This is a genomic window from Novosphingobium sp. ZN18A2, assembly GCF_036784765.1.
In the GTDB taxonomy this organism is placed as follows: Bacteria; Pseudomonadota; Alphaproteobacteria; order Sphingomonadales; family Sphingomonadaceae; genus Novosphingobium.
This window is the reverse complement of record NZ_CP136651.1, coordinates 2,274,451-2,286,781: the sequence shown is the minus strand read 5'-3', so window position 1 is coordinate 2,286,781 and position 12,331 is coordinate 2,274,451. Positions and strand designations below refer to the sequence as shown.

15 protein-coding genes are annotated in these 12,331 nt (G+C 65.7%); 7 read left to right on the top strand and 8 right to left on the bottom strand.

Annotation, left to right across the window (positions count from 1 at the left end):
• Window position 1: 1 nt before the first annotated feature.
• Entirely contained in the window at window positions 2–505 is a 504-nt protein-coding gene (locus tag RXV95_RS10965) for a nuclear transport factor 2 family protein (RefSeq protein WP_338466090.1), read from the top strand.
• A gap of 241 nt (window positions 506–746) precedes the next feature.
• Here the strand turns inward: RXV95_RS10965 and RXV95_RS10960 are convergent, their stop codons facing one another.
• Together RXV95_RS10960 and hemW are read right to left on the bottom strand one after the other, a co-directional pair.
• Window positions 747–1,646, bottom strand: coding sequence for a tyrosine recombinase XerC (locus RXV95_RS10960; RefSeq protein ID WP_338466089.1), 900 nt, complete (start codon window positions 1,644–1,646; stop codon window positions 747–749).
• Window positions 1,643–2,797: a radical SAM family heme chaperone HemW gene (gene hemW, locus RXV95_RS10955; RefSeq protein ID WP_338466088.1), complete on the bottom strand. Its 1,155-nt coding sequence runs from the start codon at window positions 2,795–2,797 to the stop codon at window positions 1,643–1,645. Before hemW ends, RXV95_RS10960 begins: the two co-directional genes overlap by 4 nt.
• Before the next feature lie 47 nt (window positions 2,798–2,844).
• Between hemW and RXV95_RS10950 the strand changes: the two genes are divergently transcribed.
• Window positions 2,845–3,375, top strand: coding sequence for a CAP domain-containing protein (locus tag RXV95_RS10950; RefSeq protein ID WP_338466087.1), 531 nt, complete (start codon window positions 2,845–2,847; stop codon window positions 3,373–3,375).
• A gap of 281 nt (window positions 3,376–3,656) precedes the next feature.
• On the opposite strand, the gene rdgB is transcribed toward RXV95_RS10950, so the two are convergent.
• Both rdgB and rph read right to left on the bottom strand, forming a co-directional pair.
• Window positions 3,657–4,286 carry an RdgB/HAM1 family non-canonical purine NTP pyrophosphatase gene (gene rdgB, locus RXV95_RS10945; RefSeq protein WP_338466086.1) on the bottom strand — a complete coding sequence of 210 codons (630 nt, stop codon included), beginning with the start codon at window positions 4,284–4,286 and terminating at the stop codon, window positions 3,657–3,659.
• A complete protein-coding gene (gene rph, locus RXV95_RS10940) occupies window positions 4,283–4,996 on the bottom strand; it encodes a ribonuclease PH (RefSeq protein WP_338466085.1) in 714 nt (237 codons plus the stop codon). Before rph ends, rdgB begins: the two co-directional genes overlap by 4 nt.
• Before the next feature lie 78 nt (window positions 4,997–5,074).
• Between rph and hrcA the strand changes: the two genes are divergently transcribed.
• The gene (gene hrcA / locus RXV95_RS10935; protein ID WP_338466084.1) at window positions 5,075–6,139 is read left to right on the top strand and encodes a heat-inducible transcriptional repressor HrcA; all 1,065 of its coding nucleotides are present in this window, start codon (window positions 5,075–5,077) and stop codon (window positions 6,137–6,139) included.
• Window positions 6,136–6,717, top strand: coding sequence for a nucleotide exchange factor GrpE (gene grpE, locus RXV95_RS10930; RefSeq protein ID WP_338466083.1), 582 nt, complete (start codon window positions 6,136–6,138; stop codon window positions 6,715–6,717). The genes hrcA and grpE overlap by 4 nt, the downstream gene beginning before the upstream one ends.
• A 22-nt stretch (window positions 6,718–6,739) precedes the next feature.
• Here grpE and RXV95_RS10925 read toward each other — a convergent pair whose 3' ends face one another.
• Window positions 6,740–7,159 (bottom strand): isochorismatase family cysteine hydrolase, encoded by a 420-nt coding sequence (locus RXV95_RS10925; RefSeq protein WP_338466082.1) that lies wholly within the window; start codon window positions 7,157–7,159, stop codon window positions 6,740–6,742.
• 149 nt (window positions 7,160–7,308) lie between these two features.
• Here RXV95_RS10925 and RXV95_RS10920 point away from each other — a divergent pair, with 149 nt between their 5' ends.
• The gene (locus tag RXV95_RS10920) at window positions 7,309–7,461 is read left to right on the top strand and encodes a hypothetical protein (protein ID WP_338466081.1); all 153 of its coding nucleotides are present in this window, start codon (window positions 7,309–7,311) and stop codon (window positions 7,459–7,461) included.
• A gap of 59 nt (window positions 7,462–7,520) precedes the next feature.
• Here the strand turns inward: RXV95_RS10920 and RXV95_RS10915 are convergent, their stop codons facing one another.
• A complete protein-coding gene (locus tag RXV95_RS10915; RefSeq protein ID WP_338466080.1) occupies window positions 7,521–8,681 on the bottom strand; it encodes an indoleamine 2,3-dioxygenase in 1,161 nt (386 codons plus the stop codon).
• A gap of 189 nt (window positions 8,682–8,870) precedes the next feature.
• On the opposite strand from RXV95_RS10915, the gene RXV95_RS10910 reads away from it, so the two are divergent.
• Window positions 8,871–9,128: a hypothetical protein gene (locus tag RXV95_RS10910; RefSeq protein WP_338466079.1), complete on the top strand. Its 258-nt coding sequence runs from the start codon at window positions 8,871–8,873 to the stop codon at window positions 9,126–9,128.
• A 9-nt stretch (window positions 9,129–9,137) separates the two neighbouring features.
• On the opposite strand, the gene RXV95_RS10905 is transcribed toward RXV95_RS10910, so the two are convergent.
• Together RXV95_RS10905 and RXV95_RS10900 are read right to left on the bottom strand one after the other, a co-directional pair.
• The gene (locus RXV95_RS10905) at window positions 9,138–9,575 is read right to left on the bottom strand and encodes a vgr related protein (protein WP_338468552.1); all 438 of its coding nucleotides are present in this window, start codon (window positions 9,573–9,575) and stop codon (window positions 9,138–9,140) included.
• Between the two features lie 85 nt (window positions 9,576–9,660).
• On the bottom strand, window positions 9,661–10,209 hold the full coding sequence (locus RXV95_RS10900; protein WP_338466078.1) for a copper chaperone PCu(A)C: 549 nt from the start codon (window positions 10,207–10,209) through the stop codon (window positions 9,661–9,663).
• A 173-nt stretch (window positions 10,210–10,382) separates the two neighbouring features.
• Between RXV95_RS10900 and dnaK the strand changes: the two genes are divergently transcribed.
• Complete coding sequence (gene dnaK / locus RXV95_RS10895; protein ID WP_338466077.1) at window positions 10,383–12,311, top strand: molecular chaperone DnaK; 1,929 nt, start codon at window positions 10,383–10,385, stop codon at window positions 12,309–12,311.
• Window positions 12,312–12,331: the final 20 nt, after the last annotated feature.

The window sequence follows — 12,331 nt, the reverse complement described above, 5'->3', positions numbered from 1 at the left end:
CGTGACCACGCCGCTTTCCGCCGATGACCGTTTCGCGCTGCAAGACCTGATCGCCGCCTATGGCTGGTCGCTCGACACCGGCGATACGGAGGCGCTGCTGAAGTGCTTCACCGAAGACGCGCTGATGATCGAGGAAGTGTTCGAAGACCCCGATGTGTGGGAAGGGCACGAAGGCATCCGGGGTCTTGCAAAGCACTATTTCAACGCGCCGGGCTTCCCCGGTCGCCAGCACCACGTGACGCAGACGCAATACGATGTGCAGGCCGACGGTTCGGTAAAGATGCGCAGCTTCGCCTTCGTGACCGAGTGCGAGGGCGAGCCGCCATACGTGCTGCGCTTCACCGGCTGGTACGAAGACCACGCGGTGAAAGGCGCAGACGGCCAGTGGCGTTTCAAGGCCCGCACCATCCGCCTGTGGGACGGCGCGGTGCTGGAAAAGTTCCCCGGCAAGGGCGACTGGGTGCCCAGGAAGCGGCCCGCATCGCTGGTGATCAAGCGGGATTAGGTGAGGGCCGGGGCGCGCTTCGGACCAAGTGGCGGGTTTCCGGATACGCGACAATTTTCGCGAACGGTGCGAATGGAGTGGCAAGCTGCTGTCGCGCAATTGCCCACCCCGCTGCGACTAGCACCGCCTGCGGCGGCACAAGTCTCGCTCCCCTCCCGCATGCGGGAGGGGTTGGGGGTGGGCCATCGCATGTGTCGTATCCGGAACGCCGGATCGCAGAAGGCAATGATCGGAAAACGCTCTAATCCCGCTCCCGTGGATGCGCGTTTCTATAGACATCCAGCAGCGTCGCCGCGTCCACTCTGGTATAGATCTGCGTTGAACTCAGGCTCGCGTGGCCCAGCAGTTCCTGCAGACTGCGCAGGTCGGCGCCCGCGCCCAGCAGGTGCGTTGCGAACGAATGGCGCAGCGCGTGCGGTGTGGCTGTGGGGGGCAGTCCCAGAAGCTGGCGCGCGCGCGCCATCGCCTTTTGCACCATGCCTTGCGAAAGCGGCCCGCCCTTGGCGCCACGAAACAGCGGCTCGTCCTTCGCCAGCGGCCACGGGCACTTCGCCGCATAGTCTTCCACCGCCTTGCGCACCAGCGGCAACAGCGCGACGACGCGCTGGCGTCCGCCCTTGCCGGTGATCGTCAACGATTCGCCCAGTGGCAGCGTCGACGCGGGAAGCGCCAGCGCCTCTGCAATGCGCATCCCCGCGCCATAGAGCAGTAGCAGGACCGCCCGATCGCGCGATGCGATCCATTCCTCGTCCGCCAGTTCGGCCACCGACGCGGCAAGGTTTACCGCCTCGTCGGGCGTCACCGGGCGCGGCAGCCCCTTCTTGTTGCGCGGGCCGCGCAGGCGCGGCGCGGACGGTTCAAGCTCCCCCGCCTGTTCGCGGGCGAAGGCGATGAAGGCTTTCAGCGCCGACAGTTCGCGCGCGGCGGATACGTTGCCGATTCCTTCTGCGCGGCGCGCGGCAAGGTGGTTGCGCAGGGCGGCGGCATCCAGCCTTGCAAGCGAAGCCCAGCTTGCATCCTCGCCCAGCGTATCGAGCAGCCGCGCCGCCGTTGCGCCATAGGCCCGCACCGTGTGGGGAGAGCGGCGACGCGACAGCGCAAGGTAATCGTGCCACGCCTGAAGGATGTCGGCCCGCGTCATGCCGCAACCAGTCCGGCGGGCACGATCTCGCCCAGCAGTGCTTCCAGCAGAGGCGCGCCCGCCTCTGTCACTGCCAGCCGGCCGCCGTCCTGCCGCAGCAGGCCGAGGTTGCGATGGAAGGCGACCTTTTCGGCGTCGAGCATCTGGTCCGGTGAAAGGCCGAAGCGCGCGGCGAGGGCGGCCGGCTCTATGCCTTCGGCAAGGCGCAGTCCCATCAGCAGCGCTTCGCTCGCCTGTTCGGGGCGCGAAAGCGCGCGTGCCTCGGCAATGCCGTGGTCCTGCCGGGCGATGGCGGCCAGATAGTTTTCGGGTTTCTTGTGACGCACGGTGGCCACCTGTCCGCGCCGCCCGTGTGCGCCGGGGCCGATGCCCAGATAGTCGCCATAGCGCCAATAAGTAAGGTTATGGCGGCTTTCCTCACCGGGGCGGGCGTGGTTGCTCGTTTCATAGGCGGGCAGGCCGGCGTCGGCCGCGATCGCGCGGGTGAGGGCGAAAAGGTCTGCGGCGGGATCGTCTTCCAGCGGCGCGAACCTGCCTTCGCGCACCAGCGTGGCAAAGCGCGTGCCCGGCTCTATCGTCAACTGGTAGAGCGAAAGGTGTCCGGTGCCGAAGGACAGCGCGCGGCGCAGTTCGGCCTCCCACTGGTCCGCCCGCTGGCCGGGACGCGCATATATCAGGTCAAAACTGACGCGCGCGAAGTGGCGTTGCGCCACGTCCAGCGCGGCCAGGGCTTCATCGACGTCGTGCAAACGCCCCAGAAATTGCAGCGTCTCGTTGTCCAGCGCCTGCACGCCCAGCGAGACGCGGTTGACCCCCGCGGATGCCAGCGCCGCGAAGTTTGCCGCCTCCACGGAAGAGGGATTGGCTTCCAGCGTGATTTCCACGTCGTCGGCAAGCTGCCAGTGCCTGCCCGCTGCCTCGATCAATGCCGAAACCAGCGCGGGCGGCATCAGCGAAGGCGTGCCGCCGCCGAAGAAGATCGATCCGATCGTTTGGCCTTGCGCGGCTTCGCGCGCCTCGTGCGCCATGTCCGCCAGCAGCGCGGCCTGCCAGGCGGCCACATCCACCCCGTCGCGCACGTGGCTGTTGAAGTCGCAATAGGGGCACTTCTTCAGGCAGAACGGCCAGTGGATGTAGAGCGCCAGTGCCATGCCTCCTTTCAGCGACTGTTAAGCCCTGAATGTCAAGGTACACGGCCATGAAGACGGGACGGGTATTGGCGGTGCTGGGCGCTGCCGTCGCACTTGCATTGACGGGCCAATCGGCCACGGCGCAGCAGGCCGCGGGGCCGAACCGCTTTGCGCGCGAACTGCTGGCGCAACACAATCTGGAGCGGGATCGGCTGGGCATTGCGCGCCTTTCGTGGAGCCACAAGCTGGCGCAGCAGGCCGAAGGCTGGGCGCAAGTGCTCGCGCGGCAGGGGCGCATGGTCCACGCCAGCTGGTCCGAACGCCACGGCGCGGGCGAAAACCTGTGGATGGGCGCGGCGGGCCGCTACGATGCCGATTTCATGGTCGGCGCCTTCGTGAACGAACGACAGCACTTCGTGCGCGGGACGTTCCCCGGCGTTTCCGATACGGGCCGATGGGAAGACGTGGGGCATTACACGCAGCTGATCTGGCCCGGCACGAAGGAAGTGGGCTGCGCGGTGGCGCACAATGCGCGCGACGATTTCCTCGTCTGCCGCTACTGGCCCGCCGGAAACACGGTCGGGGTAGCCGTTCCCTGACGTTTTTTGCGGGGCGTTGGTCGTTCGCCGGTATGAATGACTGTTCGCGCCATCGGGAATCGTGCGACGCCTTTGGGCTGGCCGAAATGCGGGAGAGCGGGCGTTGCGCTGGCCCACCCCCAACCCCTCCCGCAAGCGGGAGGAGAGCGAGACTTGCGCCACCGAAGGCGGTGCTAGTCGCAGTGGGGTGGGCACATGCGCCCGGTCCGCAACGTCGTAATGCCCAGAGCGCCTGTTACTGGCCCTGCCTCGCGTGAAACCGGCCGTTCATTGCTCGCCGCCTAGGCTTCGAACTGGTCCGCCACCAGTTTCGCAAACGCATCGGCGCGGTGGCTGATGGCGTGCTTTTCGGCGGGGTCCAGTTCGGCAAACGTGCGCGTATCGCCCAGCGGCACGAATACCGGATCATAGCCAAAGCCCAGCGTGCCGCGCGGCGGCCAGGTTAGGGTGCCTTGGGCGCGGCCTTCATAGGCGGTCCATTCGCCGTCGGGCCAGGCGATGGCCAGCACGCAGGCGAAATGGCAACCGCGCGGCGTATCCGTCCCCAGGTGCTGAAGCTTTCCTTCCACCTTGCCCATCGCCATGTACCAGTCACGCCCCGGTCCGCCCTCGAACCGCGCAGCTTCGGCCCAGTCGGCGGTATAGACGCCCGGCGCGCCGCCCAGCGCATCGACGCACAGGCCCGAATCGTCCGCCAACGCGGGCAATTGCGCCGCCTCCGTCGCCGCGCGCGCCTTGATCAGCGCGTTTTCGGTAAATGTCGTGCCGGTTTCGGGCGGCTCGGGCAGGCCGAGTGACCCGGCCGAGATGCACTTGATCCCGTAAGGTTCCAGCAGCGCCTGGATTTCCTTCAGCTTGCCCGAATTGTGCGTGGCGATAACCAGCGTCTCGCCGCCCAGCCTGCGCGTCACCGGACCGCCTTTTCCTGCGCTTCGAAGATGCGGTCGCAGCCCATGCGGGCGAGGCGCAGCAGGCGCAGCAGACCTTCCTCGTCGTAAGTTGCGCCTTCGGCGGTCGCCTGCACTTCTGCGATCTTGCCACCTTCGATCAGCACGAAGTTCGCGTCGGCATCGGCCGAGGAGTCTTCGATATAATCGAGGTCGAGCACCGGCGTGCCCTGATGGATGCCGCACGAAATCGCCGCGACCTTCTCGGTCAGCGGATCTTCGCTGATCGCACCCGATTCGAGCAGCCCCTGAACCGCGAGCCGCAGCGCGACCCACGCGCCCGAGATCGAGGCGGTGCGCGTGCCGCCGTCGGCCTGGATCACGTCGCAATCGAGCGTGATCTGGCGCTCGCCGAGCTTCTTGAGGTCGGTGACGGCGCGCAGGGAACGGCCGATAAGCCGCTGGATTTCCTGCGTTCGTCCCGACTGCTTGCCCTTCGCCGCCTCGCGGCTACCACGCGTGTGCGTGGCGCGCGGCAGCATCGAGTATTCGGCCGTCACCCAGCCTTCGCCCTTGCCGCGCAGCCACGGCGGCAGGCGTTCTTCAACGCTCGCGGTGACCAGCACGCGCGTGTCGCCGAAGCCGATCAGCACAGAGCCTTCGGCGTGCTTGGTGAAGTTGGTCTCGATCGAAATCGCGCGCATCTCGTCGGGTGCACGGCCGGAAGGTCGCATGGAATGTCCTCTTGCAGTTTGCCTGCCGTTTGGCGCAATGGCCTTGAGCCTGCAAGAGTGCACTCTAGATTGTCCGTCATGCCCACGCCGCCCATCTCCGACCTGTCAGACCGCGCCCGCGATATTTTTCGGCTTGTGGTCGAAGGCTATATTGCCAGCGGTCACCCGGTCGGCTCGAAAACGCTGGCGGGTCCGGGCGGGGTGAATCTTTCGCCCGCCTCGATCCGTTCCGTCCTGCAAGAGTTGCAGGATGCGGGGCTTCTCGCCGCGCCGCACACCAGCGCCGGGCGGATGCCGACCGAGGTGGGGCTGCGGCTGTTCGTGGACGGGATCATGCAAGTGGCCGAACCGTCTGCTGCCGAACGCGCGCAGATAGAGCGCGGGCTGGCAGAGGGCGGCTCGATCGAGGCGGCGCTTGCCGCTGCATCGTCCGCCCTGTCCGAACTTTCGGCGGGGGCGGGCGTGGTCATGGTGCCGCGGCGCGAACAGCGCCTGTCGCAGATCGCGTTCGTCCCGCTTGGCCCCGCGCGCGCGCTTGCCGTTCTGGTTGGTGAGGACGGCGCGGTGGAAAACCGGGTGATCGACCTGCCCGCCGCCGTTCCGCCCTCCGCGCTGGAAGAGGCGGGCAATTACCTGACCGCGCGGCTGATGGGCCGCACGCTGGGCGAGGCGGCCGCGCTGGTGCGCAAGGAAATCTCGTCGGGCCGCAGCGCGCTGGATGCGGCAAGCGCCGACCTTGTGGAGCGCGGGCTTGCGGTATGGAGCGTCGACGCGGCGGACCGCCCGGTGCTGGTGGTGCGCGGGCAGGCGAACCTGCTTGACGAAAGCGCGCTTGGCGATATCGAGCGGGTGCGCCAGTTGCTGGACGAACTGGAAAACGCGCAGGCCATCGCCGGGGTGCTGGAAGCGGCACGCGAAGCGCAGTCGACGCGTATTTTCATCGGCAGCGAGAACCGTTTGTTCTCGCTTTCCGGCTCGTCCGTGGTCGCGTCGCCCTGGCGCGACGCGGACGGACGCGTGGTGGGGGTAGTGGGCGTGATCGGCCCTACGCGGTTGAATTATGCCCGCGTCGTCCCCATCGTTGACTTCACCGCCCAATCGCTGGGCAAATTGATCGGACAGGACGGATTTTCGCGCAAATGAACAGTGACGACACGCGGCCCCGCGACGAAGAAGCAGAAGCCGAACTGAAGGGCGTGCCGGAAGAGCTGATCGGGGGCGAGGAAGACGAAGCCGCGCTCGACTCGATCGACCAGACGCTCGGCAAGCTGAACGACGAACTCGCCGAAGCGAAGCAGGAAGTGCTCTATGCCCGCGCCGAGACGCAGAACGTGCGCCGCCGGCTGGAAAAGGACATCGCAGACGCGCGCTCCTATGCCGCCACCGGCTTTGCGCGCGACATTCTTTCGGTATCCGACAACCTGGCCCGCGCGCTCGAATCGATTTCCGCCGAGGTGCGCGAGGACGAGCGGCTGAAAAACTTCATCGCCGGCATCGAGGCAACCCAGCGCGAGATCGACAAGGTCTTCGGCCAGCACGGCATCAGCCGCATCGCGGCCAAGGGCCTGCCGCTCGACCCGCACCAGCACCAGGCGATGATGGAGCAGCCGAGCAGCGAGCACGAGCCGGGCACCGTGGTGCAGGAGCTCCAGGCCGGTTACATGATCAAGGACCGCCTGCTGCGCCCGGCAATGGTGGTGGTGGCGAAGAAGCCGGACTAGCGCCGCTAGCGCCGGGAACCGCTCAGGCTGCTTGGGCCGAAGCTCCGGCGGCCAGCATGCCTTCCAGTTCTTCAACGGAACGCAGGTCCGCGAAGACCATCGCGAGTATGTGCAATGTGGCTGCGTGTTCCTCGTCGCTGAGCGCAGCGTTGGCGTCGGCGGCCATGATGACGCGATAGTTGTTCTGCATTGCGTCGCGCGCAGTGCTTTCGCAGCAGCAATTGGTCAGTGTGCCGCTGATCACCACGGTGTCGATGCCGTCGGCCTTGAGAAGCGCGGGCAATTCGCAAGTGTTTGGCGTGAACGCGCTGAAACGATGCTTGTCCACGACCGTGTCGCCTTCCGCGATTTCGATTTCGGGCCACAGTTGCCAGTGATGGGCGCCGGGCGAGAAGGCTTCCTTGTGTTCCGCTGCGCCCGCCGTGCCCACATGATCGGCCATCCCGGCACGTCTCCGTTGGGCGTGGTGTAGCGCAGGAAATAGTTTCGGCCACCAGCCGCACGGAAAGCCGCGCTCAACCGGTTGATTTCGTTAACGACCGTGCGCGCCGCAGGCACTTCTACCGGCGCGCCGGCCTCCATGAAGCCGTTTTGCATGTCGACCACGATATGGGCGGTTCGCGCAGGGTCCAGCGTGTCGAAGACGTTACGCACGCCGCCGCGGGTGGCGGCGAGACGATCGAGGATGGCATCATGGTTTACGGTGTGCGGCATCGCGGAACCTCCTGTGTCCGCGATGTGTGACACGAAAGGCGAGGCCCGCGCCAGCCGCGAGCCTCGCCGTTTTCTTCAGGCGAAACGGGTCACACGATCTGCGCGCGGTTCTCGTCGCGGTGTTTCTTCAGGTATTTCATGAACGGCGTGCCGCCCGTGCCTACGTCCGGGTCGTTGCCGCGCGCCGCGCCCATCTGCTTGTTGATATAACTTGCCGCGTATTCAAGGTGATGCGTGCGGAAGCGCGCAACCTGCTCGATATTGGCGTTGAATGCCTCGCGCAGGGTGGACGACCCGGCCCCGGCCACGAATTCCCGCAGCGTCGAATGCTTGCCCAGATCTTCGATGAAACGCCGGTGCGCCACCGGGCGATACTGGTGCAACTCGTCAAGGAAGTGCTTCAGCGGATCGTCGCCGTGGCGAACGCCGAACAGCGCATCCATCGCCGGGACGATGGAACTTTGCGATCCGGTCTGCCCGCGTAGCGCCTGCGGCTTTCCGCCGAACTTTTCGACGCCGTCATAGACTAGTCCGCCGTCCAGCGCGGGGTTGTTGGCCCAGCCGTGGATATAGGGGCGCACGCGGTTGAAATAGATATAGGGATCGCAGCGTTCCGGCATTCGCGCGAAGGCGGCGTATATCTTTTCCCACGCCAGGTCGTTTTCGATCAGCAGGCGTTCGGCCATTGCCGCGTCGCCCCGGTCGGCGGCGCGCACCACCTTTACCGCATTGTCCAGCAGCACGCCGGCCTCTGCCTCTATCGCGACATGGACAAGGACGAACCAGTTCTCGTCCATACCGCCAAGGAAGTTCTGCACCATGCGCACGTTGTCGAGCGCGACCGGGCCGGACTTGTCGATCCGCGCCCAGTTATCCAGCACGTATCCCGAATAGGGCAGCAGCGGCGCCTGCCCAAGCCGGTCCGCCAGCGCGACGATGGGCCGGGCAAGGTTGGCGGGCAGGTGCCGGGGGGCTTGCTCCTCTCCCCAGACATAGGCTTGCACCAGGAAGCTGAAGCGCACCATCGCGGCGCGAACCTGCTCTTCGCGGGCTTCGCGCGCCCAGCCTTCGATGGCCGGATCGGGCAGGGCTTCCAGCCAGGTGCGCACCCGGCCGCTGGTCAACAGGCCGGAAAGGCGCTCTGCCGCTTCGACGTGCGGGTCGAGAATTTCGGGAAGGGCGATCTCGTCGATCTCGAAATGCGAAAGGTAGCCGCGCGTGCGCGACAGCCCATAGTCGGACAGTTCCATGTCTCTCCCGTAAGGACCGGGCGCGGGTTCGGCCGCCCGGTTGGTTTCAATAGATACTGCTTTCGGCGTGTCGCGGCAATCGTTTCGATGCGATTTGTCCACGTCGGCGGGCAATCCGTCGTGCAATCGGGAACCGGCGGGGAGGATGATCCGTACCTTTCAGGTACGACACGAAATCCGGAGATCGCCATGAAAATGCTTGTTCTTGTGCCGATTGCCGCTGGCGCGCTTGCGCTGGGCGGCTGCGCGCGAAATTATGCCGGCGAAGGTGCGCTGGCAGGGGCCGCGGCGGGCGCCGGCGTTGCCGCCGTTACCGATGGAAACGTTGCCAAGGGGGCCGCCATCGGCGCTGCGGCGGGTGCCGCCGGCGGGGCGCTGATCAAAAAGGACGGTAAATGCTATCGCCGCGACGGTTATGGTCGCGAATACCGGGTGCGCTGCCGCTGACCGGTCAGGCTATGTCGCGCGCATGGGCCGACCGGATGGGCCGAACGGAAGGATCGATTCCAGGACTTCGCTTTCCGCGACGCCCGTAATGCGCACGCCATTTCGCATCAGAAAGGCGTGGCGCACGATTTCCGCCTGCTGTTCCAGGCCATAGCGCGCCAGCGGCCAGCCCGCGCGCACCGCATAATCATATCGGCACAGCGGGTGGCGCATCAGCACCAGATACCAGCGGCCGCGCTGCTGCGCCTGCCAGACGTGCGTCATCTCGTGCAGGAACAGGCTCTGCATGGTTAGCGGGGCAAGGCTGAAATCGTCGTGGTAGAGCGATCCGCGCGGGTGGAAATGCACGTGCCCGCAAGGCGCCATCGCCACCTGTCGCGGCTGGAACGGGAAAAAGCGCCGCCGCCGGATGCGCACCGCATCCGTTTCCACCGCCGTGCCGAACATGGCGCGCACAAGCGCGATCTCGCCCGCCGTCAGCGGCCTTTCGCCGCCGGGCGGCAGGGCGTGATCGTCTGCCGCGCCCACTGCGTTACATGTGGCCCGAATGATCCATCGCGCCAGGCATTTCCCCGGCGGTCACGACATCTGCCGGAACACTGGCCTTGTCGCCATTTTCGAACGTGACGGTAAGCTCTGTCGTCCCGCCGGCCTTCAGCGATCCGTCGAAATCGAACAGCATCACGTGCAGGCCGCCCGGCTTGAACACCAGCGGCTTGCCCGGCTCCACCGCGACATCGGCAACCGGCCGCATCGTCGAAATTTTTCCGTCCATCACCGTTTCGTGCATCTCGGTGCGGCCGACGCCGTCGACATGGACGCTGGCGATCCTGTGCGGTTCGCCTCCGTTTTGCGTGACGGTGAAATAGGCCGCGCCGGGCCGTCCGGTGGCGGCGGGCAGCTTCACGGTCGCATCGGTGACCGAAACGCCGGCCGGCGCGGCAGGGCCAGGCGCTTCGGCCGCGGCGGCGCTTTCGCTGGCGGCCGGTTCCGGCGCATTGGTGCCGCACCCGGCAAGAGCCAGGGCCAGGCCAAGCGACAGGACGGGGGCGGCGGCGATGCCGACGGGGCGAAGGGACATGCGCATGCGGTTGGGCTCCTGCTTTGCTATTGGTGTGGAAGTAGGTGCGTGCGGCCCTTGTGCCAAGTCAAAGCGCACCTATATCGCCCCCATCGGAGCCGCAAACCGGGACTTGCCCTGCATCGGGGGGTGCCAGCCAGGCGGTGTCTCAAGTGAAAGGAAATGGGGAAACCATGGCAAAAGTTATCGGTATCGACCTCGGCACGACCAACAGCTGCGTCGCGGTCATGGACGGCGGGAAACCGAAGGTTATCGAAAATTCCGAAGGCGCGCGCACCACGCCCTCGATCGTCGCGTTCACCAAGGATGGTGAGCGGCTGATCGGGCAGCCTGCGAAGCGCCAGGCGGTTACCAACCCCGACAATACGATTTTCGCGGTGAAGCGCCTTATCGGCCGCCGTTTCGACGATCCCATGACCAAGAAGGACATGGAACTCGTCCCCTATACCATCGCCAAGGGCAAGAACGGCGATGCGTGGGTCAACGCGGGCGGCGAGGATTACAGCCCGTCGCAGATCAGCGCCTTCATCCTTCAGAAGATGAAGGAAACCGCCGAAAGCTATCTTGGCGAAACCGTTACCCAGGCGGTTATCACCGTTCCGGCGTACTTCAACGACGCGCAGCGCCAGGCGACCAAGGACGCCGGCCAGATCGCGGGCCTTGAAGTGCTGCGCATCATCAACGAGCCGACCGCGGCCGCGCTGGCCTATGGCCTCGACAAGGACGACGGCAAGACCATTGCCGTTTATGACCTTGGCGGCGGCACCTTCGACATCTCGATCCTCGAGATCGGCGACGGCGTGTTCGAGGTGAAGTCCACCAACGGCGACACCTTCCTTGGCGGCGAGGACTTCGACTCCAAGCTGGTCGAGTACCTGGCCGACAAGTTCAAGGCCAAGGAAAACATGGACCTGAAGACCGACAAGCTCGCTCTTCAAAGGCTCAAGGAAGCTGCCGAAAAGGCCAAGATCGAACTGTCGAGCGCGCAGACCACCGAAATCAACCTGCCGTTCATCACCGCGCGCATGGAAGGCGGCAGCACCACGCCGCTCCACCTTGTGGAAACCATTTCGCGCGCCGACCTTGAAAAGCTGGTTGCCGACCTGATCCAGCGCACGCTGGACCCCTGCAAGAAGGCGCTGGCCGACGCCGGCGTTTCCGCCAGCCAGATCGACGATGTCGTGCTGGTGGGCGGCATGACCCGCATGCCCAAGGTGCGCGAGGTCGTGAAGGACTTCTTCGGCAAGGAACCGCACACCGGCGTGAACCCGGACGAAGTCGTCGCGATGGGCGCGGCGATCCAGGCCGGCGTGCTTCAGGGCGACGTCAAGGACGTGCTGCTGCTCGACGTGACCCCGCTTTCGCTGGGCATTGAGACGCTGGGCGGCGTGTTCACCCGCATGATCGACCGCAACACCACGATCCCCAGCAAGAAGAGCCAGGTCTTCTCAACCGCCGAGGATAACCAGCAGGCGGTGACGATCCGCGTGTTCCAGGGCGAGCGTGAGATGGCTTCGGACAACAAGCTGCTCGGCCAGTTCGACCTTGTCGGCATCCCGCCGGCGCGGCGCGGCGTTCCGCAGATCGAGGTTACGTTCGACATCGACGCGAACGGCATCGTGAACGTCAGTGCCAAGGACAAGGGCACCGGCAAGGAACAGCAGATCAAGATCCAGGCGTCCGGCGGCCTTTCGGAAACCGACATCGACCAGATGGTCAAGGATGCGGAAAAGTTCGCGGAAGACGACAAGAAGCGGCGTGAAGCGGCGGAAGCCAAGAACAACGCGGAAAGTCTGGTCCATGCGACCGAACAGCAGCTTGCCGAACACGGCGACAAGGTCGACGCCACGCTCAAGGGCGAGGTCGAGGCTGCCGTGGCAGAGCTGAAGACCGCGATCGAAGGCGGCGATTCCGAAGCGATGACCGCAAAGACCCAGGCGCTGACCGAAGTCGCCATGAAGATGGGCCAGTCGATCTACGAACAGGAACAGGCCGCGGCCGCTTCGCCGGGCGGTGCCGGTGCCGAGACTTCCTCGGCCGGTAGCGACGATGAAGATGTCGTCGATGCCGAGTTCTCGGAAGTCGACGAAAACAAGGGCTGATAGGGCTATGAACCGATCTC

What these genes read in the sequence shown, in the direction of transcription:
- RXV95_RS10950 (WP_338466087.1), top strand. Translation starts at nt 2,845, where the DNA reads ATGAAGACGGGACGGGTATTGGCGGTGCTGGGCGCTGCCGTCGCACTT.
- hemW (WP_338466088.1), bottom strand. Translation starts at nt 2,797, where the DNA reads ATGGCACTGGCGCTCTACATCCACTGGCCGTTCTGCCTGAAGAAGTGC.
- hrcA (WP_338466084.1), top strand. Translation starts at nt 5,075, where the DNA reads ATGCCCACGCCGCCCATCTCCGACCTGTCAGACCGCGCCCGCGATATT.
- RXV95_RS10925 (WP_338466082.1), bottom strand. Translation starts at nt 7,159, where the DNA reads ATGGCCGATCATGTGGGCACGGCGGGCGCAGCGGAACACAAGGAAGCC.
- dnaK (WP_338466077.1), top strand. Translation starts at nt 10,383, where the DNA reads ATGGCAAAAGTTATCGGTATCGACCTCGGCACGACCAACAGCTGCGTC.
- RXV95_RS10905 (WP_338468552.1), bottom strand. Translation starts at nt 9,575, where the DNA reads ATGTTCGGCACGGCGGTGGAAACGGATGCGGTGCGCATCCGGCGGCGG.
- RXV95_RS10960 (WP_338466089.1), bottom strand. Translation starts at nt 1,646, where the DNA reads ATGACGCGGGCCGACATCCTTCAGGCGTGGCACGATTACCTTGCGCTG.
- RXV95_RS10910 (WP_338466079.1), top strand. Translation starts at nt 8,871, where the DNA reads ATGAAAATGCTTGTTCTTGTGCCGATTGCCGCTGGCGCGCTTGCGCTG.
- RXV95_RS10915 (WP_338466080.1), bottom strand. Translation starts at nt 8,681, where the DNA reads ATGGAACTGTCCGACTATGGGCTGTCGCGCACGCGCGGCTACCTTTCG.
- grpE (WP_338466083.1), top strand. Translation starts at nt 6,136, where the DNA reads ATGAACAGTGACGACACGCGGCCCCGCGACGAAGAAGCAGAAGCCGAA.
- RXV95_RS10900 (WP_338466078.1), bottom strand. Translation starts at nt 10,209, where the DNA reads ATGTCCCTTCGCCCCGTCGGCATCGCCGCCGCCCCCGTCCTGTCGCTT.
- rph (WP_338466085.1), bottom strand. Translation starts at nt 4,996, where the DNA reads ATGCGACCTTCCGGCCGTGCACCCGACGAGATGCGCGCGATTTCGATC.